The organism is Halobellus ruber, assembly GCF_014212355.1.
GTDB lineage: Archaea > Halobacteriota > Halobacteria > Halobacteriales > Haloferacaceae > Haloquadratum > Haloquadratum rubrum.
This window is the reverse complement of record NZ_JACKXD010000006.1, coordinates 79,943-104,412: the sequence shown is the minus strand read 5'-3', so window position 1 is coordinate 104,412 and position 24,470 is coordinate 79,943. Positions and strand designations below refer to the sequence as shown.

Annotated in this window: 23 protein-coding genes and 1 pseudogene; 9 read left to right on the top strand and 15 right to left on the bottom strand. The window is 69.1% G+C overall.

Annotation, left to right across the window (positions count from 1 at the left end; all coding sequences use genetic code 11):
* Positions 1–232: 232 nt before the first annotated feature.
* Both H5V44_RS15140 and hpt read left to right on the top strand, forming a co-directional pair.
* Positions 233–352 (top strand): annotated as a pseudogene (locus H5V44_RS15140) (type IV pilin); the annotation flags it as partial.
* A gap of 177 nt (positions 353–529) precedes the next feature.
* The gene (hpt, locus tag H5V44_RS15135) at positions 530–1,096 is read left to right on the top strand and encodes a hypoxanthine/guanine phosphoribosyltransferase (RefSeq protein WP_185193976.1); all 567 of its coding nucleotides are present in this window, start codon (positions 530–532) and stop codon (positions 1,094–1,096) included.
* Positions 1,097–1,123: 27 nt separating this feature from the next.
* Here hpt and H5V44_RS15130 read toward each other — a convergent pair whose 3' ends face one another.
* Positions 1,124–1,423, bottom strand: coding sequence for a transcriptional regulator (locus H5V44_RS15130; RefSeq protein WP_185193975.1), 300 nt, complete (start codon positions 1,421–1,423; stop codon positions 1,124–1,126).
* A 95-nt stretch (positions 1,424–1,518) separates the two neighbouring features.
* Between H5V44_RS15130 and H5V44_RS15125 the strand changes: the two genes are divergently transcribed.
* Positions 1,519–2,478 carry a sugar phosphate nucleotidyltransferase gene (locus tag H5V44_RS15125; RefSeq protein ID WP_185193974.1) on the top strand — a complete coding sequence of 320 codons (960 nt, stop codon included), beginning with the start codon at positions 1,519–1,521 and terminating at the stop codon, positions 2,476–2,478.
* A gap of 24 nt (positions 2,479–2,502) precedes the next feature.
* Here H5V44_RS15125 and H5V44_RS15120 read toward each other — a convergent pair whose 3' ends face one another.
* From H5V44_RS15120 to H5V44_RS15095, 6 genes are all read right to left on the bottom strand, one after another.
* On the bottom strand, positions 2,503–3,234 hold the full coding sequence (locus H5V44_RS15120) for a diphthine--ammonia ligase (RefSeq protein WP_185193973.1): 732 nt from the start codon (positions 3,232–3,234) through the stop codon (positions 2,503–2,505).
* Between the two features lie 58 nt (positions 3,235–3,292).
* A complete protein-coding gene (locus H5V44_RS15115) occupies positions 3,293–3,862 on the bottom strand; it encodes a hypothetical protein (RefSeq protein WP_185193972.1) in 570 nt (189 codons plus the stop codon).
* 141 nt (positions 3,863–4,003) lie between these two features.
* The gene (locus H5V44_RS15110) at positions 4,004–4,708 is read right to left on the bottom strand and encodes an HD domain-containing protein (protein WP_185193971.1); all 705 of its coding nucleotides are present in this window, start codon (positions 4,706–4,708) and stop codon (positions 4,004–4,006) included.
* Positions 4,709–4,854: 146 nt separating this feature from the next.
* Positions 4,855–7,245 carry a BGTF surface domain-containing protein gene (locus H5V44_RS15105; protein WP_185193970.1) on the bottom strand — a complete coding sequence of 797 codons (2,391 nt, stop codon included), beginning with the start codon at positions 7,243–7,245 and terminating at the stop codon, positions 4,855–4,857.
* Between the two features lie 1,113 nt (positions 7,246–8,358).
* A complete protein-coding gene (locus tag H5V44_RS15100) occupies positions 8,359–9,606 on the bottom strand; it encodes an ABC transporter permease (protein ID WP_185193969.1) in 1,248 nt (415 codons plus the stop codon).
* Complete coding sequence (locus tag H5V44_RS15095) at positions 9,593–10,438, bottom strand: ABC transporter ATP-binding protein (RefSeq protein ID WP_185193968.1); 846 nt, start codon at positions 10,436–10,438, stop codon at positions 9,593–9,595. The genes H5V44_RS15100 and H5V44_RS15095 overlap by 14 nt, the downstream gene beginning before the upstream one ends.
* 161 nt (positions 10,439–10,599) lie before the next feature.
* On the opposite strand from H5V44_RS15095, the gene H5V44_RS15090 reads away from it, so the two are divergent.
* The 3 genes from H5V44_RS15090 (at position 10,600) to trkA (ending at position 13,827) form a co-directional block, all read left to right on the top strand.
* Positions 10,600–11,793, top strand: coding sequence for a hypothetical protein (locus H5V44_RS15090; protein WP_185193967.1), 1,194 nt, complete (start codon positions 10,600–10,602; stop codon positions 11,791–11,793).
* Between the two features lie 43 nt (positions 11,794–11,836).
* Positions 11,837–12,385 carry an SRPBCC family protein gene (locus tag H5V44_RS15085; protein ID WP_185193966.1) on the top strand — a complete coding sequence of 183 codons (549 nt, stop codon included), beginning with the start codon at positions 11,837–11,839 and terminating at the stop codon, positions 12,383–12,385.
* 104 nt (positions 12,386–12,489) lie between these two features.
* On the top strand, positions 12,490–13,827 hold the full coding sequence (trkA, locus tag H5V44_RS15080; protein ID WP_185193965.1) for a Trk system potassium transporter TrkA: 1,338 nt from the start codon (positions 12,490–12,492) through the stop codon (positions 13,825–13,827).
* A 30-nt stretch (positions 13,828–13,857) separates the two neighbouring features.
* On the opposite strand, the gene H5V44_RS15075 is transcribed toward trkA, so the two are convergent.
* From H5V44_RS15075 to gatC, 3 genes are all read right to left on the bottom strand, one after another.
* Positions 13,858–15,396 carry a TrkH family potassium uptake protein gene (locus H5V44_RS15075; RefSeq protein ID WP_185193964.1) on the bottom strand — a complete coding sequence of 513 codons (1,539 nt, stop codon included), beginning with the start codon at positions 15,394–15,396 and terminating at the stop codon, positions 13,858–13,860.
* Between the two features lie 74 nt (positions 15,397–15,470).
* Entirely contained in the window at positions 15,471–16,826 is a 1,356-nt protein-coding gene (locus H5V44_RS15070) for an amidase family protein (RefSeq protein ID WP_185193963.1), read from the bottom strand.
* Positions 16,826–17,104, bottom strand: coding sequence for an Asp-tRNA(Asn)/Glu-tRNA(Gln) amidotransferase subunit GatC (gene gatC / locus H5V44_RS15065; RefSeq protein ID WP_185193962.1), 279 nt, complete (start codon positions 17,102–17,104; stop codon positions 16,826–16,828). Before gatC ends, H5V44_RS15070 begins: the two co-directional genes overlap by 1 nt.
* Positions 17,105–17,195: 91 nt before the next feature.
* Between gatC and H5V44_RS15060 the strand changes: the two genes are divergently transcribed.
* Positions 17,196–17,675 (top strand): NUDIX hydrolase, encoded by a 480-nt coding sequence (locus H5V44_RS15060; protein WP_185193961.1) that lies wholly within the window; start codon positions 17,196–17,198, stop codon positions 17,673–17,675.
* Here H5V44_RS15060 and H5V44_RS15055 read toward each other — a convergent pair.
* Together H5V44_RS15055 and H5V44_RS15050 are read right to left on the bottom strand one after the other, a co-directional pair.
* Complete coding sequence (locus H5V44_RS15055; RefSeq protein WP_185193960.1) at positions 17,672–18,847, bottom strand: asparagine synthase C-terminal domain-containing protein; 1,176 nt, start codon at positions 18,845–18,847, stop codon at positions 17,672–17,674. The two genes, H5V44_RS15060 and H5V44_RS15055, sit on opposite strands and share 4 nt — an antisense overlap.
* A 5-nt stretch (positions 18,848–18,852) precedes the next feature.
* Positions 18,853–19,536, bottom strand: a complete 684-nt coding sequence (locus H5V44_RS15050; RefSeq protein WP_185193959.1) for a CehA/McbA family metallohydrolase — start codon at positions 19,534–19,536, stop codon at positions 18,853–18,855.
* Between the two features lie 123 nt (positions 19,537–19,659).
* Between H5V44_RS15050 and purL the strand changes: the two genes are divergently transcribed.
* Entirely contained in the window at positions 19,660–21,789 is a 2,130-nt protein-coding gene (purL, locus tag H5V44_RS15045) for a phosphoribosylformylglycinamidine synthase subunit PurL (RefSeq protein ID WP_185193958.1), read from the top strand.
* A gap of 26 nt (positions 21,790–21,815) precedes the next feature.
* Here the strand turns inward: purL and H5V44_RS15040 are convergent, their stop codons facing one another.
* Positions 21,816–22,007: a DUF7550 family protein gene (locus tag H5V44_RS15040; protein WP_185193957.1), complete on the bottom strand. Its 192-nt coding sequence runs from the start codon at positions 22,005–22,007 to the stop codon at positions 21,816–21,818.
* 292 nt (positions 22,008–22,299) lie between these two features.
* Between H5V44_RS15040 and hisF the strand changes: the two genes are divergently transcribed.
* A complete protein-coding gene (gene hisF, locus H5V44_RS15035; RefSeq protein WP_185193956.1) occupies positions 22,300–23,115 on the top strand; it encodes an imidazole glycerol phosphate synthase subunit HisF in 816 nt (271 codons plus the stop codon).
* 21 nt (positions 23,116–23,136) lie between these two features.
* Here the strand turns inward: hisF and H5V44_RS15030 are convergent, their stop codons facing one another.
* Positions 23,137–23,424 carry a DNA-directed RNA polymerase subunit L gene (locus H5V44_RS15030; RefSeq protein ID WP_185193955.1) on the bottom strand — a complete coding sequence of 96 codons (288 nt, stop codon included), beginning with the start codon at positions 23,422–23,424 and terminating at the stop codon, positions 23,137–23,139.
* A gap of 25 nt (positions 23,425–23,449) precedes the next feature.
* Positions 23,450–24,451, bottom strand: coding sequence for an MBL fold metallo-hydrolase (locus tag H5V44_RS15025; RefSeq protein WP_185193954.1), 1,002 nt, complete (start codon positions 24,449–24,451; stop codon positions 23,450–23,452).
* Positions 24,452–24,470: the final 19 nt, after the last annotated feature.

Here is a 24,470-nt window from a genome sequence, read left to right as displayed (position 1 = left end):
CACCCACCTCCCGGGCCGGCCGCCGTCCGGTTGATCGCTCGGATCATACGATACACAAACGTTACTAAGGGTATCAAATACGTCTGTCGCTCCCGTATGGGTTCGGGCTGTGTGTCCCGGACGGAGAGCGCCCGGGACCGGCGACCCGGAGCAGTGGTGTGGTCCGGGGAGCGGGGAGGAGTGTTGTTCGTGATCGCACAAGCGTGGTTCGACGCGGGATGGAAGCCGGCGCGTGAACGTAAGACAGCTGTTCGAGGAGGGCTCGGCCGTCTCGCCGGTCATCGGTGTGATCCTGATGGTCGCGACCGCGGTGATCCTCGCGGCCGTCGTCGGGTCGTTCGTGCTCGTACTGTCGGCTATAACTACGTGAAGATTTTCGACACCCCGGGGCGTCGAAATCCTCACGCGACTATAGCCGACAGCACCGACGATCTGATCGCCCCAGAGGCGCGTTGCGGCACGCAAACGCCGCACCGGCCGCCGGTGGCGGAACCGCTACCTTTTATTTTCGACCCGCGGAACCCCCGGTATGGATCGACTGCGGGAGTCGCTGCTCGAGGCGCCGATCATCGAAAAGGGCGACTACCACTACTTCGTCCACCCGATAAGCGACGGGGTGCCGATGCTGCGCCCCGAGTTGCTGCGGGAGATCGTCATCCGGATCATCCGGAAGGCCGAGATCGACGACGTCGACAAGATCGTCACCCCCGCCGCGATGGGGATCCACATCTCGACTGCGGTCTCGTTGATGACCGACATCCCCTTGGTGGTCATCCGGAAGCGACAGTACGGCCTCGACGGCGAGGAGCCGCTGAGCCAACAGACCGGCTACGCCGAAAACGAGATGTACATCAACGACGTCGACGCCGGCGACCGGGTGCTCGTCCTCGACGACGTGCTCTCGACCGGCGGCACGATGCGGGCGGTGCTGGACGCCCTCGACACCATCGGCGCCGACATCGTCGACACCGTCGCGGTGATCAAGAAGGCCGGGCCCAACCAGCTCGACGACAGCGGCCACCACGTCAAGACGCTGATCAACGTCCGCGTCGAGGACGGTGAGGTCGTGATCGTCGACGAGCACGGCGACGACTGAGTCGTTTTCGCGGCTGTCCTCGCCCCCCTACTCGATCACGAACGTCGGCGGCGCGATCCGCTCCGAGCGGCACTCCGGACACCGCGAGGGGTCGTTCAGCGGGTCGTCGAAGCCGTCGAACCCGCAGGCGCGGCACTCCGGGGGCGCGACGAGGAACCGTTCGTCGGCCCCGTCGGTGCGGACGCTCCGTGCGACGTGTTCGAGGTGGGTGTACACCGCCGACACCCGGACGCCGACCGCCGTCGAGAGGTCCGCGGCGTCGTGCGGCGCCGTCCGCAGCGCGTCGGCGATCCGTTGTCTGGTGGTTGCGTCGTCGGCGTCGGACATACCCGAAGACGGCGGCGGCGAGGTATATATCCTCCCGTCGGCTCCGGAGCGGCGGGTGGGAAACAAACTTGTCACTCCGCGTGAAGGGGGAACGTATGAAAGCTGTTGTACTCGCGGGTGGGTACGCGACCCGGATGTGGCCGATCACCAAGGATCGGCCCAAGATGTTCCTCCCGATCGGGGAGGGAACCGTCATCGACGTCATCTTCGAGGATCTGGAAGCCGACCCCCGGGTCGACGAGGTGTTCGTGAGCACCAACGAACGGTTCGCGGGGGAGTTCGAGGCGTTCATCGCCGACTCTCCCTACGAGAAGCCGACGCTCTCCGTCGAGGAAACCGTCGAAGAGGACGAGAAGTTCGGCGTCGTCGGCGCCCTGGCACAGCTCATCGATCGGGAGGACGTCGACGACGACCTGGTGGTCATCGCCGGCGACAACCTCCTCTCGTTCGACGTCGGTGAGTTCGTCGACTTCTTCGAGAGCGCCGGAACGCCGTGTCTGGCGGCCTACGACGTCGGGTCGAAGGAGCGCGCGAAGTCCTACGGGCTCGTCCGGCTCGACGGCAATCGGGTGACCGACTTCCAGGAGAAGCCCGACGATCCCCGGAGCACGCTGGTCTCGATCGCGTGTTACGCCTTTCCCGCCGGGACGCTCCCCGACTTCGACACCTACCTCGCTGACGGCAACAACCCCGACGAACCGGGGTGGTTCCTGCAGTGGCTCCAGGGCCGCGGCGCCGTCCACGCGTTCACGTTCGACGGCGCGTGGTTCGACATCGGCACCCCCGAGAGCTACCTCGACGCCGTGTCGTGGTATCTCGACGGCGACACCTTCGTCCACGAGGACGCGACGATCGAGGGGTCGGACCTGGGCGCGAACGTTCACGTGATGGCCGACGCGGAGGTAAGCGGCACCGAACTGGAGCGGACGGTCGTGTTCAACGATGCGACGATCAGCGACGCGGACCTCGACGGGACGATCGTCGACGAACACACCCACGTCGAGGGGCTGGATCTGTCGGGCGCACTGGTGGGCGCGTACTCGCAGTTGAAATAGCGGCTGCGGAGCCTCCGAACCCCGTTACGTCGGCTCGCCCAACCGCGCGTCGGTCACGCGGATGTGCCCGCGGGTGCGCTCCCAGACCGTTTCGTACTCCAGTTCGATCGGACGATCCATATGCGGCCCGTCGGTCACGAGCGTCTCGAACTCCCCGCCCTCGCCTAAGACGTGGACGCCGTAGGCCTCGTCGAGTTCCGAGAGTTCCGCGAGCGCGTCGGCGTCGAGCCGCCGACCCAGCCACGACTCGTCTAAGCCGGCAGCCGCGACCTGGATGATCCGGATCTCGAAGCCGGCGTCGAGCATCGCCTCGGCGAGTTCACGGGGGTCTCGCTGCCACAGGGGCGCGAACAGGTCGATCCCGAGCCGGTCGCACATTCCCTTGATTCTGGAGGTCTGGTATTCGCTCTCGACCGCGCCGGCGGTGACGCCCGCGAGGTCACCGTCCATCTCCGAGTGGAGGTCGGTCAACGCGGCCTCCAGCGGCTCGAGTTCGCGATCGCCCTGCGCGCCCGCGTCGTCGGCGTCGGCGGCGCCGAGATCCCCGGGGTCGACCTCGATCAGGTCGATCCCGATGCTCTCGGCGGCGAGGGCGGCTAATCGGGTCTCTGGAACGTGGTACATGTACGAGTCGTCGCCCGGGTGCACCGTCAGGAGGTGCGAGACGTCTAAGCCCTCTTCGAGCGCCCGGTACAGCGCCCACGAGGAGTCCTTCCCGCCCGAGAAAAGCGCCACCCAGCGTCCGGCGTCTGTCATCGACGAACGTAGGCAGTGGGGTTACAAACCGCCACCGGTTCCCGGGCCCGCTCCGGACTCAGTACCGGTCCGAATCGGCGTCCGACCCCAGGTCGGCGTCGTCGGCGTCCGCCTGCCCGGCCGCGCTCGACTCGTCGCCCGCGTCGTCGACGGGGTCGGCAGTCCCGTTCGTCTCGGCCTCGTCGTCGGGATCGTCAGTCCCGTTCGTCTCGGCCTCGTCGTCGGGATCGTCAGTCCCGTTCGTCTCGGCCTCGTCGTCGGGACCGTCAGTCGACTCTGCGTCGGCCGAGTCGTCAGTCCCCTCCGCATCGACGGGGCCGTCGGCCCCGATCCCGACCCCCGGGGCGCCGGTCTCCCGGTCCGCCGTCCGTGGTTCGACGTGCGAGGCGTCACGGATCCCGCTGTCGACCTCCGCGGCGGTCGCGATCCGTTCGACCGCCTCGACGAGCCGGAAAACGGCGACGATCAGGAGGTACGTGAGGTAGAGCCCGACCGCGAGCCCGACCAAGACGAACCACAGCAGGATCTGTGCGGTGACGACGACGCTGTACAGGAAAGTCACCAGCGCGACGGCCGCGAGCACGATCTTCGTGCGCCTCGACGGCCGCGGAGGGAGTTCGGGGGACACGCTCCCGACGTGTCCGGCCGACGGAATAAGCGTGTCGCGGTCGGCGCGTCCCCCGGACTGCCGCACTCGCAGGCGGTCGCTCCCGAACGGAGCCGCGGCTGCCCACGGGGCGACGACCGCCCGTCGGTCACCGCGCGCCCGTCAGTTCCCCACTCCCTCGTCGAGTTCCCCGGCGTGGTCCATCTCGACCACCTCGCTTTCGAGCCACTCGCGGAACCACCGAACCCGCTTGAGCCGCTTGTGGACGATGGTCTCGGCGGTGTCGGACTCGATCCGGTCGGCGGCGTCGCGGCCGCGTTCGAGCACCCGTTCGATCATCTCCGCGGCGTCCATGTGCGTCCGGGACTCATAGCCCATCCGGAGCAACATCAGGGCCGTCCCGTTGGCGCCGACCTTGTCGAGGATGTCGGCCTCGATCAGGCTCTGTGTCTCCAGGGAGACGTCCTCGAGGGACCCCTGATAGGAGTGGTCCGCGACGATCTGACACACCTGCTCGATGAACGACGCGGGGAACTCGCCGTGGCTGTTCAGGTACTCGCGGGCGACGCGGGCGCCCTCCTCGGCGTGGACCTCCTGGTCGGCCTCCAGCTTCGAGATGTCGTGGAAGAGCGCGGCGACGCGCACCGCGTCGGTGTCGGCGCCCTCGCGTTCGGCGATCTCGGTCGCGAGGTCGACGACGTTCAGGATGTGGTTGAAGCGGTACTCCGCGCTGTGCCAGGGGTACCACCGCATCCGGCCGCCGTCCGCCTCGCTTTCGACGCTGGCGGCGAGGTAGTCGCGAACGAACCGCTTCATCTCCTCGAACTCCGCGTCGGAAACGGTCGATTCCTTGATCTCAACGCCCACGGAACCACCTCCGTTCCGTGCCGGGTGGGCCGGCGGGATCCGAGTACACGTTCGAATTCATTATCGAATAGAACGGTTCTTCGGTTCTTAGGCGTTACGACGGACCGAACGCCTCCGCGCCCGTCGCTTTCGGGGCTGCCGTGGAGTCACCCCCGCCGTGTGACGTAGACCACGACGGCCGTCAGCGCCAGCGCCGGGACGGCAACGTCGAAGTCGAACAGCCGTTCGCGGATCGACTCGGCGTCCGTGTCGTCGACGGTCGTGCCGACCATCTCGCCGAGGAACTGCTGTGCGGAGTCGAACACGGAGTCCGGCGACGGTGTCGACGTCGCAGCGGCCGTCGGCTCCGGGGACGGCGTCTCCCGGTCGCGGCCGGCGTCGTCGTCCCCACCGCCACCGCCGCCACCGGATCCACCGCCGGCAGTCGTGGTCGGTTCCGGTGTCGCCGTCGACGTGTTCGTCGGGAGGTCCGCCCGGATCTCGCCGTCGACTGCGAGTTCGTCCGCGGGGTCGACGGTGTCGGCGGCCGACCGCACGGTGAACGTCTCGCCGACGCGCTGACCGTCGAAGTCCACGCTGGCGTTCCAGCGGCCGTCGGGGCCGACGATCGCCCGTACCGACTTCAGGAACTGCGGGTCAGTCCCGTTGGCCGAGCGGATCCGGAGGTCGAACTCCGATCCCGGCGCGAGGGTGGTCTGTCCCGAAATCGACTGGTTCGTGGCGTTTGTGACCACGACCGGGCCGTCGGCGCCGATCCGTGCTGAGACGAGCGAGTGCGTCCCGGCGACGCGCCGCCCCGTCCGTTCGAGGTCGGCAAACGGACCGTCGGGGTGGACGGTGAACGCCGCCGACAGCGAGTCGCCGGCGGCGGGTGCGTTCGGGTCGGGCGGGCCGGTCGCGGCGGAACCGTTCCACGGGACGGCGTCGGGGGCGTCGCTCCGGTAGATCACGAAGTACGTGTCGTTTGTCGCGTCGGCGACAACGTTGGCTGTCGTGTCGTTCAGCCGGAGCCGGTACGGATCCTCGTTCGCGCCGGGGTCGCGCTGGGTGACGTTCAGCGCGTACGGGTCCCCGCTCTCGGTCCCGGCCAGCCCGAAGAACGCCTCGGTGGTGTCGCCGGGCGTCCTCGCGAGTTCGCCCGCGATCCCCGGCACGACGACGCGGTGGACAACGACGTCGCCGATCGCGACCTCGCCGGCGTCGGTGAGGCGGCCGTCCGCGACCGCGGCGGACACGTCTGCTGGCGTAGAGAACGTCGCGTCCGCGGGCCCGACCCACGTGTCGAGTCGCCGCGGCGAGGGCTCCCGCACCACGAGCGTCCCCACGCCGGTTCCGGTTTCGCTCGCGTCCGCTCCCGGCCGAACCGTCAGCCCGTAGTCGCCGGGATCGAGCGACCCGGACGCCGCGTGACTGTCGTCGATGTCGGCAGCGACGACGGCGTCGGCCTCGCGGGAGGCGTTGCCATCCGTCGTGGTCGCGAACACATCGCCGCCGTCGTCGGGGAGGGTGGTCGCGTCGGCCGCCGCGGCGGCGTTGAACCGCAGCCGAACGGTGCCGTCGTCGTCGCGGTCCTCGACCGTCACGTTCGCGCGGAATCCCACCTCGGGACTGCCGACGGTCACCGTCGCCACGTCGGCGTACCGCAGTTCGAGATCGAAGGTCGCCACGTCGCCGGCGTGCTCCGTGACGACGCTGGTGTCGAAGGTCGCCGTCCGCTCGTCGGGGTCGACGACGCGGATCCGGCCGGAGCCGACTGCCGTGGCCGTGGCCCCGTCGGTGACGTTGACCGTGTAGTTTCCGGGGCCGGCCTCGACGAGCGGGTCGCCCCCGAACTCGGCGGTAACGTCGCCGTTGCCGCCGGTAGTCAGGTTCCGGCGGTCGACGACCGCACCGTCCGCAGCCACCAGGGTCGCCTCGACGGGCCGACCGCTCTCGACGGCCGAGACCCGGGCATCGATCCCTCGGGTGGTGGTGACGTTCCGGTCCGTGACGTCGACCGCGAGACCCAGGTCACGCACAGTAACGCCGGTCGTCGCCGCGACGCCGCCGCCCGAATCGGTCGATTCGATGGCGTACCCGCCGCTCCAGTTCCGCGCGGCAGTGTCGAACGCGAACACCTGGCTCCCGGCGCCGGTCCGGCCGGTGAACACGAGCGCGCCGGAGTCGTTGGAGGCGTCGAACGCCCGGTTCGGCTCGGCCGCAACGAAGGTAACGGTCTCGTTTTCGTAGGCGTCGGCGTCGTCGCCCTCGGCGACGGTCGCGTCCGTTACGGCGGCGTCGACGGTCCCGGGCGCGATGGTCTCGGTGTCGGCGGAGTCGTTGACGGCATCGACCGTGACGGCCACCGTCGCGCCGGGATCGACCGCCGTCGCCGAGGTCACCACGACCTGACCGTCAGCGGCTCCGTCGGCGTCCAGCACGTATCGGTCGGTGACGTTCTCGCCGTCGACCGTGACGGTGAGGTTGGCGCCGAGCGTCAGGTCCCCCGACGCCCCACCGGCCTTCGAGACGTCCTCGCTGAACGGGATCTCGATCACGCTCGCGGTGTGTGTGAGCGTCGTACCGTTCAGCGAGTCGGCCGAGAACTCGGTGATAGGTCCGAGGGAGAGCGGTTCGGGATCGTTATTGATTATTGCTGTCGTCGTTAGGTCTCTTGATTGGGTGTTATCAAAATAGGAAGCATTGATTATACCTCCTTCAGCGACGTGAAGTGTGCCGACAGAGTCTGTGCTACTGACTTCCGTACTCCCGGTGAACTGGTTATTTTTATTATGTGTTAGGGCGACTGTTTCTCCCCTTGTGTAGTACAGAGCATCATTTGTTCCGGGAGGATTCTGAAACGTTATTGTGACAGTTCCGTTTCTGTTCCGACTGAGCGAGGAGATTACATTGCCTCCAGCATCTCTGTCTTCGTACTCTATGTCTGATTTTGTTATTTTATTATCGTCGTTCTCATCAGCTACACTCACGTCTGTAGTGTAAGTAGTAGATGAGCCAGGACGTTCTCCAGTTACTGATACTTGCCCCTCAGTATCCGACTGAACGTTGACGACGTACTCCTCCGTCGTCGAAAGGTCACCGTCCTCGACGGTGACAGTCACGGTATCGCCGTCCGCGTAGGACGAGTCGTCGAAGGAGACGCTCCCCTGATCCGCGGCGGCGACGCCGGCGAAGGTTGTGCTGCCCACGAGAGCGACGAGCAGAAGCGATACCATCACAACGAGCTGAAACAAGCCATCGTGTTCCATCGAGTACTTCCTCTCGAGTCGGCGCGGTGGGAACGGACGAGTCCGTCCGCCGCCGGAGCCACAGCGTCGAACTGAGCACCCGGGCGGAGGTCGGTCGTGACAACAGGCCCACATCGGCAGTCGAACGCCGGACGCGACGCTCGTCGGCGGATACGTACCCGGGGAGTGCGCCCCTACCGCCGACACCACGGCGACACCTGCGGCTCACGTCGTCCTGCATTCCCGCTTCCGCTCCGACTCACCTTGGTCGAATGGAAGGCCGGATAAATACCTTATTTTCAGTTTCGAATATTGATAACGGTGGCGATCGGTGGACGTATTTGGCCCTAAACGGCGATATAGAGGGTCGAGGGGCGCTCTGAACCAGTCCGTCCGATTTCGCACCAGTATCGAATCCGAGAACTACTTGTACCGCAACGCGTCGATCGGGTCGACCTTCGACGCGCGCCAGGCGGGGTAAAGTCCGGCGACGATCCCGACGCCGATCCCGACCACGACGGCGAACCCGATCCAGTCGACGGCCGGCGTGAACCCCACGTCCGCGAACCGCGTCGCCCCCAGCGCGACGGCGAGGCCGACCGGGACGCCGAGCACCGCTCCCAGAGTACCCAGAAGCACCGATTCGGTGAGGAACAGCTGCATCGTGTCGCGGTTGGTCGCCCCGACGGCTTTCATTATCCCGATCTCCTTGGTGCGCTCGGTGACCGAGACCAGGGTGATGTTCGCGATGCCGATGGCGGCGACCACGAGCGAGATCACCGCGATCCCGGTCACGAACCGGGTGATCTGGGAGATCACGTCCTGGATCGCGCCCACGACGTCCTCGCTGGTCTGCACTCTGATCTCGACGCCCTCCGCGAGCAGCTGTGCGGCGTCGGACCCGCCGGTGAGGTAGGCCTCGGTCCGATCCTTCACCGCCGGGACCGCGTCGGGTTCCGCGACCACCGTGAGCTGCGGGTAGACCCGAACGTCGGCGCCGACCGAGGGGCTCTCGACGACCGTCGAGTAGAACGGGTCGACCGGGAGGTAGATCCGGGGCTGTTCGTCGCCGAACCCCGAGAGGAAGCCGCCGCGCGTGCCGGAGACGATCCCGACCACCGTGACGTTCCGGGTGTCACCGGACGCCAGCGTGAGTTGGAGCGTCGAACCGACGGTGACGTTCCGCTCGAAGGACCGGGCGGCGGCCTCGTTGAGGACGGCCTCCGACGCGCCCGACTCGAAGCCCCGGCCGGCGACGGTGTCGGCAGGGGTGAACGTCGCCGGAACGGTCGCGGTAGCCTGCCGCTGGGCGACGGTCTGGTTCCCGTACGTGACCGAGGAGAGGCCGACCAACCCCTGCGGGATCACCGCGTCGACTCCCGGCGCCTCGCGGAGCCGCTCGACGTCGATCTCCGTGAACACCGGCCGGGTCGCGGCGAGTTCCTCGCCGCCCGGGGAGTCGTCCTCGACGCTTGCGGGCGTCACGAACACGTTGTTGGCGTTGGTCTCGCCGATGTCGCCGATCACCGCCGCCTGGACGCTCGCGCCGAACGTGGCGAACGCGACGACCGACGCGATCCCGATCACCATCCCGACGACCGTCAGCCCCGACCGGAGCCGGTGGGCGCGGATCGAGCGGGTCGCGATCCGGAGCGCCTCACTCGGATCCATCGGTCCCCGCTGTCCGCCCGCCGGCTACCCGGCTCTCGGACCCTGTACCCCCGTCGTCGCTCCCGTGTGGTCGACGCCGGCCGACGGTCTCGACCCGTTCCAGCCGCCCGTCCCTGACGTGGACGATCCGCTCGGCGTGTTCGGCGATCCGGCGGGCGTGGCTCACGAGCAGGATGGTGTTCCCGCGGTCGTGGATGTCCGCGAGCAGCCGCATGATCGCCGCACCGGTGTCGGTGTCGACGTTGCCGGTCGGCTCGTCCGCCAGGAGTAGCGACGGGTTCGGAGCGAGTGCTCGGGCGATGGCAACCCGCTGGCGCTGGCCCCCGGAGAGTTCCGCGGGCTTGTGGTCGTGGCGGTCGCCGAGCCCGACGTCGTCGAGCATCTGCCGGGCGCGCTCCAGCCGCTCGCTACGCGTCCACCCGTCGAACACCAGCGGGAGCGCGACGTTCTCGACGGCGGTCAGCCGCGGCATCAGGTTGAACGTCTGGAAGACGAACCCGATCGCCGTCCCGCGCTTCGCCGCACGCTGCGACTCGGAGACCGACCCCAGGTCGACGCCGTCGACGCGCACGGTCCCGGTGTCGGCGGTGTCGAGGCCGCCGATCAGGTTGAGAAGCGTCGACTTCCCCGACCCGCTCGGCCCCATCACCGCGGTGTAGGAGCCGGCATCGAGGGAAACCGACACGTCGTCGAGCGCGGTGACAGTGCCCCCAAGCTGGTAGGTCTTCGTGACGCCGTCGAGCGACACGACCGGATCGGCGGCCGCCGGGTCCGGCGCCGGATCGGGCCCGGCCGCGCTCCCGGCACCCGGGCCGTTCGGTGGTGAACGCATCGACCGCCGTTAGAACCGGAACGTGAAAACGCCTCCCCCGTTCGGGGTCCGCCCGAGATCGTCGGATCGACGCCGAGAGGACGCGACGGTCCGGAACCCGGCGGAGGGTCGCTACTCGCTTCACCGCAGAGTGTATATGGATTGGTTCCGTATCACGGGTGATGCGAGAGACCCACGAGGGCGACAGGGGCGCCGCCGGCGCGATCGTCGTCGCGGCCGCGCTGCTGTTCGTCGGCGTCGCCGTCGTCGCGGGGTTAGGGATCGCCGACGTCGGCGACCCCTCCGGCGACGCTATCCTCGACGACGCCGAAGCGCAGTACGAGAACGCCGAGACGGTCGTCGGGACCGCGACGGTGACGGTCGCAAACGATACGACCCAGCGGCAGTACAACACCTCGTTCACGTTCGGCGAGGGCAACGCCTCCAGGGTGTCCGTGTCGGCCGACAACCGCACGGTGATCGCGGGGACGAACGGCTCCGTCGCGTGGATCCACGACGAACGGACGGGGATCACCCGCGTGATCTCGAACGACACGCACGCCGGCAATATGACCCACAACGCCTCGTACGCGAACGAGTCGGCGGCGTACCCGCACGACTGGGACAACGAGAGCGTCCGGAACGTGACCGAACGGCTCCGGTCGTTCGCCTTCGACTGGACCGAGGCCAACACCACGGCGACCCGGACGGGACGTGAGACCCTCGACGGGACCGACGCGTGGGTCGTCGAGGTCGACCCCGACAACGCGAGCCGCGACGGGGTCGTCACCCACTGGGTCGGCGTCGACTCCTCGAAACTGCTCAAAAGCGAGTACGACCGGCCGAACGCGACGGTGACGGTCGAGTACACCGAGACGCGGTTCAACGTCAGCGTCGCGAACAGCACCTTCCGGCCGCCCGAGTCGGCGGCGGGGCCGACCTTCGACGCCTTCGGGCCGCTCCAGAACGCCACCGCGATGACGGTGCCCGAACTCGGTAACGACTCCTACACCTTCGCGGAGGGCCGGGTTGTCGCGTTCGGCGGCGAGACCGTGATCACCCGGTACGACGGGCCGGAGAACGTGACGCTCGTCGCCACCACCGCCGGGACCGACCCGCCCGAAGGCCAGAACACCACCACCGAGGAGGTGGCGGGAGTGACCGTGAACGTCACCGAGACCGACGACGGGATCGCGGTGACGTGGGACCGTGCCGACCGGACGGTGTCGCTCCTCACCGACGCCGACCGCGGGACCGCGCTCGACCTCACCGCCGACACGATCGCGGCGACCGACGCGGGAGACGCCGAAGACGAGTCCGGGTCGGACGGCGACTCCGAGGACGGATCGTCGTCGGACGCCGACGCCGGATCGTAGGCCCACCCACAACGCTTTCTTCGCCGGGGGCCGAGCCACGTCTGTGGACGAACTCGTCGTCAGCACCGTCGTCTACCTGCCGGCGGAGGAGATCTACGACTTCCTCGTCGACTTCCCGCGGTACGCGACGTACTCCGAACATCTCGAGGACGTCGTCCGCCGGCAGGGAGACGGCGGCGCGGGCACCCGCTATGCGCTCCGCTTTGCGTGGTGGAAACTCACCTACACCGTCGAGTCGGAGGTCACCGAGGTCGACCCCCCGAACCGGATCGAGTGGCAGGTTGTGAAGAACCTCGACGCCAGCGGCCGGTGGCGGGTCGAGGAACTCGACGAACTCCCCGACGGCGCGCCCCCCGGGGCGACGGTCGCCTCCCGCGTCTCGATGGAGGTCGCCTACGAGCCCACGTCGGCCAACGAGAGCCGGGTCAGCCTGCCGCGGTTCGTCGATCTCGGGTGGGTGGCGGACAAGATCAGGCCCGCAATCACGAGCGAGGCCGAGAAGGTTGTCGAGCGGGTCGTCGCGGACCTCGAAGGCGAACCCAGGTCGGTCGATCTCGCCGTCGAGCGGGGCGCGGGATCGGCCGCCGAGTGAGCCGATCGCAGCCGGCGGGTCCCGGCGACCGCGCGGGCGGATGCCGAAAGATGAATACGTGCCCGTCGGACACACTCGAAGCAGGCTATGCCGGGTGACCGTCCGTGAGGGTACTCGTCGTCGGCGCGGGGCAGGTCGGATCGAGCATCGCGGCCGACCTCGCGGGCGCACACGACGTGATCGTCGTCGACCGCGACCCCGAGCGGGTGGAGGAACTCAACTACTCGCTGGACGTGCTCGGGGTGACCGGCGACGGGACCACGATGAAAACCCTCGAAGATGCCGGGATCGACGACGCGGATATGGTGATCGCCTCGACCGACGACGACGAGACGAACATCGTGATCTGTTCGACGGCGACGGCGGTCTCCGAGGCGTTCACCATCGCCAGGGTGAAAAACACCGAGTACCTCCGGACGTGGCAGCGCTCCGAGCGGGCCTTCGGGGTCGATTTCATGGTCTGTACCAACCTGCTGGCCGCGAAGTCGATCGCCCGGATGCTGAGCCTGCCGGCCGCACGCGACGTCGATCCCTTCGCGGGCGGCAAAGTGGAGATGGCGGAGTTCGAGGTCGGCGACGACAGCCCGGTGGCCGACCAGACGGTCGCGGAGGCCGACCGGTTCGAGTCGCTGACGTTCGTCGCGGTGCTGCGGAACGGGTCGGTCGAGATCGCCCGCGGGGAGACGGTCATCACCCCGGGCGACCGGGTGGTGGTGGTCGGGTCCCCACGGAGCGTCCGCGGGTTCGCGGAGTCGATCGCCCCCGAGGAGGCGTCGGAGGACACCGAGGAGGTCGTGGTGGTCGGCGGCTCCGAGATCGGCTACCACGTCTCGCGGCTGCTCGAAGAGCGGGGGTTCCGACCGCGGCTGATAGAGCAGGACGGCGACCGCGCCCGCGAACTCGCCGAACGCCTCCCCGATACGGTGGTTATGGAGTCGGACGCGACCAACGTGGAGTTCCTCGAACGCGAGCACATCGGCGACGCCGACGTGGTCGTATCGACGCTCGACTCCGACGAGAAGAACCTGCTCGTGTCGCTGCTTGCCGACCGGATGGGGGTCGAGCGAACCATCGCGATCATCGACACTCCGGAGTACGTCGCCCTCTTCGAGACGGTCGGGATCGACATCGGCGTCAGCCCGCGGAGCGTGGTCGCCGAGGAGATCTCGCGGTTCACCCTGGAGGGCAACGCCGAGAACGTCGCGTTCATCGAGTCCGACAAGGCCGAGGTCCTGGAGATCGAGATCGCCGACGACAGCGTCCTCGCCGGGCGGCCGATCCGGGAGTCCGCGCAGGACCTGCCGGACGGCGTCGTTGTCGGCGCCGTGGTCCGCGACGGGGCACACATCACGCCCCGCGGCGACACGGTGATCGAGGTCGGCGACCACGTGATCGTCTTCGCCGATATGGACGTCGTCGAGGAGATCACGCCCAGACTCTGAGGGGGGTTCGGAACGCGGAGGCCCCGTGTCTCACCGGTTCTCGACCGAGGAGACGAACACCGCGAGCACCGGGACGATCTCCAGTCGGCCGAGCCACATCAGGAAGATCATGAGCAGTTTCGAGGCGTCCGGGAAGAACAGGTAGTTCCCGAACGGCCCCAGCCGGCCGAAGCCGGGCCCGATGTTTCCGAGCGTCGCGAGCGACGCGCTGACCGCCTCCAGCGTCGAGAGTTCGATTCCGACCCGTGCGGTGTCCAGCGTGAAGAACACCGACGCCAGCCCGAACAACAGGACGTACAGCATCGTAAAAACCAGGATGCCGCGGATCGCGTCCTCGTTGACGACGGTGCCGCCGAGCCGGACGGGCTGGACCACGTCCGGGCGGGCGGTGGTGAAAAGCTCCCGCCGGATGGCCTTCAGCACGACCAGCCACCGGACGACCTTCACACCGCCGCCGGTCGACCCCGCCGAGCCGCCGACGAACATCGCAAACAGCAGCAGCACCTGGGCGTGGGTGTCCCACTGCGCGAAGTCGGAGGTGGCGTACCCCGTGGAGTTCAGCAGCGACGCGATCTGGAACGCCGCCTGTCGGATCGTGTTCTCCGTGAGCCCGCCGGTGACGCCGCCGAGGTCCCCGAGCGGCGGGGCCGCGCCGCCGACCAGGAGCACGCCGACGCCGGCGGTGAACACCGCGATCGCGCCGGCGTACGTTCGGAACTCCGTGTTTTCGAGCATCACCGCCGCCTCCCCCCGGAGGACGTGCCAGAACAGCGCGAAGTTGACGCCGGCGACGATCATAAACGGGATCACGACCCACTGGACGGCCGCCGAGAAGGCGGCGATGCTGTCGGCCTGCGGGGAGAACCCGCCGGTCGGCAGCGTCGTGAACCCGTGGGCGACGGCGTTGTAGAGGTCCATATTCGGCGCCATCCCGAGCAGGTGCAGCGCGTAGAGAAGCGCCGCGAGGAGGACGGTGAACCCGAAGTAGATCAGCCACAGCGCCCGGGCGGTCTCGGCGATCTTCGGGGTCAGCTTCTGGAGTTCCGGGCCGGGCGCCTCCGAGTCCATCAGTTGGGCGCCGTTGACCGCGACTTCCGGGAGGATCGCGATCATCAGCACGATGATCCCCATCCCGCCGAGCCACTGGGTGAGCTGTCGCCACATCAGAAGCGCGTGGGAGTGCCGCTCGACGCCGATCTTCCCCATCACCGTCGCGCCCGTGGTGGTGAACCCGCTCATCGACTCGAACAGCGCGTTGACCGGATCCGCGAGCGTCGACGCGGTGCCGGCGCCGGCCAGCATATACGGGACGGCGCCCACGACGGCGGCGACGAGCCACGCCAGCGTCACGAACACCAGTGCCTCGCTCGGCCCGAGGTCCGGGTCGGGATCGACCCGTTCGAGGGCGAATCCGGCGACCGCGACCGCGACGATCGAGAGCGCGAACACCCACGCGTCCTCGCCGTAGATCACGCCGACCAGAAGCGGGACGAACATCGTCACCGAGAGGTACTTCATCCCGGTGCCGAGCAGTCCGACCGTCGCCCGCCAGTTGGGTCGCCACGGCATACGAGTAGTACGGTCCGACGGAGTACGAACGGCCGTATCAAACCATCGAAAGCGGGACTTCCCGAGGCCCGACGCTACCCTTCGACCGCCGAGGCCGCCCGGACGATGGCTTCCTCGCCGAACTTCGGGCCGATCAACTGGAGTCCCACCGGGAGCCCGTCGGCCTCGCCCGCGGGCACCGAGATCGCGGGGAGGTTCGCGAGGTTCACCGGAACGGTGTTGGCGTCCATCAGGTACAGTTGGAGGGGATCAGAGAGGCTCTCGCCGAGTTCCGGCGGGACGACCGGCATCGTCGGGGTCGCGAGCACGTCCGCGCGCTCGAAGGCGTCGTCGAAGTCGCGTTTGACCCACGCCCGGGCGTCCTGGGCTTTCTTGTAGTATTTGTCGTGATACCCCGCCGAGAGGGCGTAGGTGCCCAGCAGGATCCGGCGTTTGACCTCCTCGCCGAACCCCTCCTCGCGGGCGGCCGCGAACGACTCGTTCCAGTTGCCCTCGTAGCCGCCGGAGACGCCGTACCGCACGCCGTCGAAGCGCGCGAGGTTCGACGACGCCTCGGACATCGCGATCACGTAGTACGCCTGGACCGCGTGCTCGACGGAGTCCAAGGACACCTCCACCGTCTCCGCGCCCTGCGAGCGGAGGTCCGCGAGGGCGGCCTCGAACCGGTCGACCACCCGGTCGTCGGCGCCGTCGAGCAGGTCGGTGACGACGCCGATCGTCGTCCCCTCGACGTCGCCGTCGGCGGCCGCGGCGTAGTCGGCGTCGGTCGCGGGGTGGGTCGCCGACCCGCCGTCGGTGGGACTCCCGCGGCCGGCAGCACCCCGGTCGTCAGCCGCACCGCCATCGTCGTCGAGGTCGTATCGAGTGGTCCCGTCCTTCGGATCGGGCCCGGCGATGACGTCGAGCAGCGCGGCGGCGTCCTCGACGGTTCGCGCGATCGGCCCGATCTGTTCGAGGGAGTTGGCGTACGCCACCAACCCGTACCGGGAGACCAGCCCGTAGGTGGGTTTGATCCCGACGACCCCGCAGAACGCCGCGGGGTTGCGGACCGACCCGCCGGTGTCGGAGCCCAAAGCGAGGTCCGCGTCGCCCGCCGCGACCGCCGCGGCCGACCCGCCGGAGGAGCCGCCGGGGACGCGGTCGGTGTCGACGGGGTTCTCTACCGGGCCGTACGCGGAGGTCTCGGTGGTGCCGCCCATCCCGAACTCGTCCATGTTCGCCTTGCCGACGATGGTCGCGCCCGCCTGCTTCAGCCGCTCGACGACGGTGGCGTCGTACGGCGGGACGTACGATTCCAGCATCGCCGACCCGCAGGTGGTCCGGACGCCCTCGGTGCTGATGTTGTCCTTGACCGCGACCGTCCGGCCGGCCAGCGGCCCCGCCCCGTCGCCCTCGATCGTTTCCTCGGTGATGAACGCGTTGTGGCTCATTACGACACCCGCGGACCCTTGAAGAAGCCGTCCTCGGTCTCGGAGGCGTTCTCCAGGGCGTCGGCCTGATCGAGGCTCTCCTCGACCTCGTCGGCCCGCATCACGTTCACCAGTTCCTCGTCGGCGTCGACCTCGGGCACCTCGTCGAGGGCCTCGAAGTACTCCAGGATCTCCGCGAACTGCGCGGCGAAGGCGTCGACCTCCTCGCTGTCGAGATCGACCCGCGCGAGTTCGGCGACGTGTTCGACCTCCGCGGCGTCGACGGGCGTGTCGCTCATACCCGTGGGGTGCCGTGGCCCGGGAGTAAGGGTTTCGGTGTTCGGGGCGGCGAACCGGAACACCCACTTACGACCTCGCCGACGGGAGCGTATGGAGACCACGCGTCACTTCACCGCGACTGTGTACGTCGTCGAGGGCGGCGCGGTCGCACTACACCACCACGACCGGCTCGGGATCCGCGTCCCGCCGGGCGGTCACGTCGACCGCGACGAACTCCCCCACGAGGCCGGGCTTCGCGAAGTCTACGAGGAGACCGGGCTGGAGGCGACGCTGCTCGACGACACCGACCCAGTGGACGCCCCCGCCGGTCGGACCCTCCCGCAGCCCCGCCACCAGATGCTCTACGACATCGGCGTCCGCGAGGACGGCGGTGTCTACCACCAGCACATCGACCACGTCTACTACGCCCGCGTCGACTCCCGGGCGATCGACCCCGCGGGCGTCGACGAGGCTCCCCCCTCGGCGTGGGCGTGGTACGACCGCTCGGCCCTGCGGAACGGCGAGCTGGACGCCGATACGGTGCAGTTGGCGCTGGAGGCGATCGACGTGGCACAGAACGGCGACGGCTAAGACGGCCCCTCGGGGTCCGGCCCCGACCCGTCGACCAGCGTTCGGACGTACCGTTCGACGTGGTCGTCCATCCGGCGTTTGAACCCCGCTTGCCGGGCCAGTCGGTCCAGCTCGCGGGCGACGTAGGTGCCGTACTGGACCGCCTTCTTGTCCGCGGTCCGGACCGACTCCGGGACGATCCCGCGGGCCGCTTCCCGGAGGGCGAGCTTCCGCTCGTCGCCGTCGGCTATGAGGTGCCCCGGAAGCGACAGCGCCGCGGCGACGACGTCGTCGTGGAGCAGCGGGGTCACTGGTTCGACGCCCGCGGCCCGGAGCGCCAGCACGTCCCGTTCGGCCTGGTCGGGGATCGTCCCGAGGAGTTCGCGGCGCGCGCCCCTGATCGTGTCGGCGTCGACGCGGGGATCGTCGGGCGCCTTCGCCACCTTCGCGTACCCGCCGAACAGCTCGTCGGCGCCCTGCCCGAGCGCCAGCCGGTCGAACCCGTCGGCGGCGGCGCGTTCACCGACCAGAAACAGGGGGAGGGCGATCGGGAGATCCATCGGGTTGGTGCGACCCGTGGCGGCCACGAGATCCGGGATCCGCTCCCGGATGTCGTCGTGGGTGATCTCGACGACTCCGAGGTCCCGGTCCATCGCCGCGGCCGCCTCGCGGGCGGCGGCGACGTCGTGACACCCCTCGAAGCCCGCGACGTAGCACGGCGCCTCTGGCACGCCGGCGGCGACGACCGCCGAGTCGACGCCGCCGGAGAACGCCACGGCGACCGAGCCGTCGCTCGGGCCGTCCCCCGAGTCGGCGACGGCCCCGGTTCGGTCGAGCACCGCCTCCCGGACGGCGTCGAGCGCGCGCCCGCGATCCGTCTCGGGATCGACCGCCGGGAGCATCCAGTGAGGTTCGTCGGCGTCGGAATCAGAGTCGGCGACTGCTTCGAGCGGCCGAACGGACCCCGCGGGCACGGAAACGGGATCCGCGAGTTCGGTCGGGTCGAACGCCCACGCGTCGCCGTCGACGAAGAGCGGCCGCCGACCGAGGACGTCGCGAACGAGCCGCCCGTCGAGTTCGCCCGCGAAGCCAGCGGTGCCGGGCAGCGGGTCCCGCGTTTCGACCGCACGTCTGACGATCCCGGGGTCGGCGCCGTCGAGGTGGTCGCGCGGCCGGTCGGCGTGGTCCGTCATTCCGATTACACCAGATCCGAGACGACGCGTTCGATCCGCCGCCTGATGCCGCCGCCGAACTGCCGGAAGGAGATGCGCCACGGCGTCCGCCGACCGACCACGCTGGTCCGCCCCTCGACGATGGCGTCTAAGATCCCCTGGACCGACCGGTCGTCGGTCCCGACCTCGGTGACGGCCTGTCCGACCATCTCCCCGATGTGGGCGTCGCTGCCGGCGGTCATCGGGAGGTTGTGGGCGGCGGCGAACCGTTCGGCCTTCCGGTTCGCGCGGCCGGTAAAGAGCCGGGAGTTGTACACCTCGATCGCGTCAGCACGCGCGAGTTGGTCGCGGGTGATGTGACTGGCGACGCCGTGGCGCGACGACTGGAACGGATGCGGGACCACGGCGATCCCGCCCTGGTCGTGGATGTGGTCGAGCGTGTCGTCGTACGACAGCCCCTCGGGGATCAGTTCCTCGATCCCGAAGGCGAGAACGTGCCCTGCCGCGGAGGTGACCTCCATTCCCGGGATGCCGACCAGCCCGTACTCCGGCGCCAACTCGGCGGCTTCGAGGCTGGCGTCGATCTCGTCGTGGTCGGTCACCGCGAGCGCGTCGAGCCCGACGGCCTGCGCCTGGGCTAACAGGAGCTCGACGGGATCACGGCCGTCGTACGACAGCGACGAGTGGGCGTGCAGCTCGACCGAGAGCACGGGTCGGCGTTGGATCCGAGGTTAAAAAAGCAGTCCGATCCCGTCGGCCGGTCGGCTGCCGCTGCGTCCCAGAGCCGCGGACACAGTAAGACATTAACCCGGCCTCGCTGAAGGGATAGCCGAATGAGCCTGTCGGACCCCGACCGCGAACTCGTCACCGCCGAACTCGGGCGCGACCCGACGCCCACCGAGGCCGCCCTGTTCGAGAACCTCTGGAGCGAACACTGCGCGTACCGCTCCTCGCGACCGCTGCTTTCGGCGTTCGACTCCGAGGCCGACCAGGTGGTCGTCGGCCCCGGCGACGACGCCGCGGTCGTTCGGGTCCCCGACAACGGCGGCGAGTCCGACATCGAGACGTACGTGACGATGGGGATCGAGAGCCACAACCACCCCTCGTACGTCGACCCCTACGACGGCGCGGCGACGGGCGTCGGGGGGATCGTCCGTGACACGCTGTCGATGGGCGCGTACCCGATCGCGCTCGCGGACTCGCTGTACTTCGGCGGCTTCGACCGCGAGCACACCCGGTACCTCCTCGACGGCGTCGTCGAGGGGATCGCCGACTACGGCAACGCGATCGGCGTCCCGACGGTCGGCGGCAGCGTGGAGTTCCACGACGATTACGAGGGGAACCCGCTGGTCAACGTCGCCTGCGTAGGGCTTGTCGACGCCGATCGGCTGGTGACTGCGGAAGCGCGGGCGGCCGGCAACAAGCTCGTCTTGGTCGGTAACGCCACCGGCCGGGACGGCCTCGGCGGCGCGTCGTTCGCCAGCGAGGACCTCGCGGAGGACGCCGAAACCGAGGATCGACCCGCGGTGCAGGTCGGCGATCCCTACTCGGAGAAGCTGCTGATCGAGGCAAACGAGGACCTGATCGACGCGGGGTTGGTGCGATCCGCGCGGGATCTCGGCGCGGCGGGGCTCGGCGGTGCCTCCTCGGAACTCGTCGCGAAAGGCGGGTTCGGCGCGCGGATCGAACTGGAGCGGGTCCACCAGCGCGAGCCGGACATGAACCCCCTGGAGATCGTGCTCGCGGAATCACAAGAGCGGATGATCTACGAGGCCCGCCCGGAAGACGTCGACGACGTTGCGGCGATCGCCGAGCGGTACGACCTCGGCTGTTCGGTCATCGGCGAGGTCGCCGAGGGCAACTACGTTTGTAGTTTTGAAGACGAGACCGTCGTCGACGTCCCCGCGGAGTTCCTTGCTGACGGCGCACCGATGAACGACCTCGACGCCGTCGAGCCCACGCAGCCGGAACGGAACCGCCCCGAGATCGACCTCGAATCCGCGTTCGAGGCGGTGGTCGGCTCGCCGAACACGGCGTCGAAACGGTGGGTCTACCGGCAGTATGACCACGAGGTCGGGACGCGAACGGCGCTGCGCCCCGGCGACGACGCCGCGGTCGTCGCGCTCCGGGAGGCCGGAACCGGCCTCGCGATCTCGGCGGGCGCGGTCCCCGCCTGGACCGACTGTGCCCCGTACGACGGCGCGCGGGCGGTGGCGCTGGAGAACGCCACGAACCTCGCCGCGAAGGGGGCGACGCCGCTTGCCGCGGTCGACTGTCTGAACGGGGGCAACCCCGAGACGCCCGCGGTGTACGGCGGGTTCTCCGCGGTCGTCGACGGGCTCGCGGATATGTGCCGCGACCTGTCGGTACCGGTGGTCGGCGGGAACGTCTCGCTGTACAACGACTCCGCAGCGGGGCCGATCCCGCCGACGCCGACGCTCGCGATGGTCGGCACGAAGGCCGGCTACGACGCGCCGACCGCCGCGCTCGACGGCGACGGGGAACTCCTGCTCGTCGGCGCCGGCAGCGACGCGCTCGGCGGGTCGGAGCTCCTGGCGCAGGTCGGCGGCTCCGACCGGTTCCCGACGCTGCCCGACGATCCGTCGGCGGTCGTCGCGGCGCTCGCCGAGGTCGCCGACGCGGACGCGACGCTGTCGGTCCACGACGTGAGCAACGGCGGGCTCGCGGTCGCGCTGGCGGAGCTGATCACCGGGGACGCCGGGGCGGACGTCTCGGTCGCCGCCCGCGTGTCGCTGTTCGATGAGACCCCCGGCCGCGCGGTCGTCGAGACGACCGACCCGGAGAGCGTAGAGAACGCGTTCGACGGGGTCGCGCCGGTCACGCGGCTCGGGACGGCGACCGAAGACGGGGGACTGTCGCTCGACGTCGACGGGGAGTCGCTGACGGTCGACGCAGAGCAGGTCGCCGCGCTCCGCGGGGTGCTCGACGAGACGTTGGACTGACAAGAGGGGGGACCGACGCGCCTGAGTTACAGCAGCAGCGGGATCCCGAAGACGACGACGAGACCGATCACGAGCACGACGAACCCGGTAGTGACCTGACTCGACCCGAACTCCTGCATCGGGGAGGTGACCCGACCCTCGTCCTTATGATCGTCGTGGCCGTGGCCGCCGTGTGCGTCTCCGTGCCCGTCGTCGTTGCTGGCGTCGTGGTCGCTCATACGCGACGGATCACCCGCCGGTGATAAAACGCTCCCGGATCCGTCGCTCCGGGATCGAGCCGGACGGTAAGGGCAAACAGGCGACACGCCGCTCTGAGCCACCCGGCTCCCCCGCGACACACCGTGTCGCACACCCGCGCGTGTGTCGCGGCCGATCTCAGGTCACGCGGCGTCTGGCCGCGGATCAGTATATAAACGTTCGGCGCGGGAGCAAGTGGAGAGCGGAGCCGGAGCCGACCCACCCGCTCATCAGACACCTTTTGACCCGGCGCGTTCTACCCTCGCGTATCACATGACACTCACGAAACGGATCATCCCCTGCATCGACGTCGACCTCGACGACGACGGCAACCCCGCGGTCTACACCGGCGTCAACTTCGAGGATCTCGAGTACACCGGCGACCCGGTGGAGATGGCGAAACGCTACAACGAGGCGGGCGCCGACGAGTTCGTCTTCCTCGACATCACCGCCTCGGCGGCGGGTCGAGAGACGATGCTGGACACGGTCTCCGCAGTCGCCGACGAGGTGTTCATCCCGCTCACAGTGGGGGGCGGCATCCGCACCCGCGAGGACATCAAGGAGACGCTTCGTGCGGGCGCGGACAAGGTGTCGATCAACACCGCGGCGCTGGAAAATCCGGAGGTGATCGACGAGGGCGCCCGGGCGTTCGGCTCCCAGTGTATCGTGATCTCCGTCGACGCACGGCGGCGGTACGACGAGACCGGCGAGTTCTACGTCGAGGTCGACGGCGAGTCCTGCTGGTTCGAGTGTACGGTGAAGGGGGGCCGGGAGGGCACCGGGGTCGACGTCGTCGAGTGGGCGCGGGAGGCGGCGGCGCGGGGCGCGGGGGAACTGTTCGTCAACTCCATCGACGCCGACGGCACCAAGGACGGCTACGACATTCCGCTCACCGAGGCCGTCTGCGACGCCGTCTCCACCCCCGTGATCGCCTCCTCCGGCTGCGGCGGTCCCGAGGATATGTACGAGGTGTTCACCGAGGCCGGCGCGGACGCGGGGCTGGCGGCGTCGATCTTCCACTTCGGCGATTACAGCATCGAGGAGACCAAGGCGTACCTCGACGAGCGCGGGGTTCCGGTCCGGCTGTAGAGAGGGGTGAGGAAGGGCCGCTTACGGCGCAGCGGCCTCGAACGCGGCCGAGAAGTCCTCGACGGTCGTCTGGACGTTGCGGGAGGCCTCGCCCAGCGCGTCGAGGGGATCGACGCCGGCCTCGGTCTTGATCGAGAGGATGGGTTCGGTCTGACCACCCGACTGTTCGGGGTTCATATCGTAGGTCGCGGCGGCGACGCCGTCGGTCTCCAGAAGCGCGCCTTTGATCACGTTCATGAACGTGTGATCCTCGCCTGCGACCTCCATCCGGAGTTCCTCGTCGGTCTTGTCGATGACCCGCAGTTCCATACCCGTCGTACCCGGCGCGGGCGTTTCAGTATTTCGTATTCGGGAACAGCGACGGGACGTCGGGATCGGCGTCGACGAGGCGGTACTCGGTCCCGTCGCGGTCGACGATCCCGTGACGTTCGAGGTGGTCCAGGTGCGCGGACGCCTCGCCGGGACCGTGGAGGATGTGGATCCCCTCGAGGTCGCCGAACAGCCGGGCGCTGACGGTCCAGGTGTCGGCCGGCCCGCCCTCACGCAGCGCCTCGATCACGCGTCGGGTCCGTTCGACGTGGTGGGTCCGGATCTCCGCCGCCCGGCCGGCGGGGTCGTCGATCGGGTCGCGGTGGCCGGGCCACGCGCGGTCGAGATCGCGGGCCGCCAGCCGGTCGAGGCTGTCGACGTACCGTTCCAGCGGCCGGTCCACGCGGAGGTCCGCGCCGCCGACGTTCGGGGTGTACTGCGGGAGGATGGCGTCGCCGACGAACGCCTCGGCGGGATCGGCAGGCGAGCCGTCGGCGGCGACGGTCTCGTAGGCGACCAGTCCGGCGGCGTGGCCGGGGAGACGGAGCACCGAGAGCTCGCCGTCCCCGGCCGCAACCTGGTCGCCGTCCGTCAGCGGTTCGACCGCCACTGACTCCCCCGTCGCGCCCGCGAATTCGGTGCGGAACGACTCCAACTCCGCCTGTTTGTCCGGGGGGATACCCCACTCTCCGAACCGGCGGTCCCGGCGGTCCCACAGCGCGGCGAAGGCGTCGTCGTCGCCCGCGACGAGCGGCACGTCGGCCTCGTGGGCGAACACCGTCGCCCCGGACTCCGCGGCGAGTTCGCCCGCGAGCCCGCTGTGGTCGGCGTGCCAGTGCGTGAGCAGGATCCGTTCCAGATCCGGAAGCTCGAGGCCAGCGTCGGCGAGCCCCTCGACCAGGTCCGCCCGGACCTCGGGCATCGCAACGCCGGTGTCGATCAGCGTCGGCACCTCGCCGTGGATCACGTAGGCGTTGTTCTGCCCCTCGAACACCGTGTTGTTGAGCCGGATCCGCGTGAACTCCATACCCGGACACACGACCGAG

Bases quoted from the DNA above. Each gene is read 5' to 3' on its own strand.
- hpt (WP_185193976.1), top strand. From the start codon at position 530: ATGGATCGACTGCGGGAGTCGCTGCTCGAGGCGCCGATCATCGAAAAG.
- H5V44_RS15130 (WP_185193975.1), bottom strand. From the start codon at position 1,423: ATGTCCGACGCCGACGACGCAACCACCAGACAACGGATCGCCGACGCG.
- H5V44_RS15125 (WP_185193974.1), top strand. From the start codon at position 1,519: ATGAAAGCTGTTGTACTCGCGGGTGGGTACGCGACCCGGATGTGGCCG.
- H5V44_RS15120 (WP_185193973.1), bottom strand. From the start codon at position 3,234: ATGACAGACGCCGGACGCTGGGTGGCGCTTTTCTCGGGCGGGAAGGAC.
- H5V44_RS15100 (WP_185193969.1), bottom strand. From the start codon at position 9,606: ATGGATCCGAGTGAGGCGCTCCGGATCGCGACCCGCTCGATCCGCGCC.
- H5V44_RS15095 (WP_185193968.1), bottom strand. From the start codon at position 10,438: ATGCGTTCACCACCGAACGGCCCGGGTGCCGGGAGCGCGGCCGGGCCC.
- H5V44_RS15090 (WP_185193967.1), top strand. From the start codon at position 10,600: ATGCGAGAGACCCACGAGGGCGACAGGGGCGCCGCCGGCGCGATCGTC.
- H5V44_RS15075 (WP_185193964.1), bottom strand. From the start codon at position 15,396: ATGCCGTGGCGACCCAACTGGCGGGCGACGGTCGGACTGCTCGGCACC.
- H5V44_RS15070 (WP_185193963.1), bottom strand. From the start codon at position 16,826: ATGAGCCACAACGCGTTCATCACCGAGGAAACGATCGAGGGCGACGGG.
- gatC (WP_185193962.1), bottom strand. From the start codon at position 17,104: ATGAGCGACACGCCCGTCGACGCCGCGGAGGTCGAACACGTCGCCGAA.
- H5V44_RS15060 (WP_185193961.1), top strand. From the start codon at position 17,196: ATGGAGACCACGCGTCACTTCACCGCGACTGTGTACGTCGTCGAGGGC.
- H5V44_RS15055 (WP_185193960.1), bottom strand. From the start codon at position 18,847: ATGACGGACCACGCCGACCGGCCGCGCGACCACCTCGACGGCGCCGAC.
- purL (WP_185193958.1), top strand. From the start codon at position 19,660: ATGAGCCTGTCGGACCCCGACCGCGAACTCGTCACCGCCGAACTCGGG.
- H5V44_RS15040 (WP_185193957.1), bottom strand. From the start codon at position 22,007: ATGAGCGACCACGACGCCAGCAACGACGACGGGCACGGAGACGCACAC.
- hisF (WP_185193956.1), top strand. From the start codon at position 22,300: ATGACACTCACGAAACGGATCATCCCCTGCATCGACGTCGACCTCGAC.
- H5V44_RS15030 (WP_185193955.1), bottom strand. From the start codon at position 23,424: ATGGAACTGCGGGTCATCGACAAGACCGACGAGGAACTCCGGATGGAG.
- H5V44_RS15025 (WP_185193954.1), bottom strand. From the start codon at position 24,451: ATGGAGTTCACGCGGATCCGGCTCAACAACACGGTGTTCGAGGGGCAG.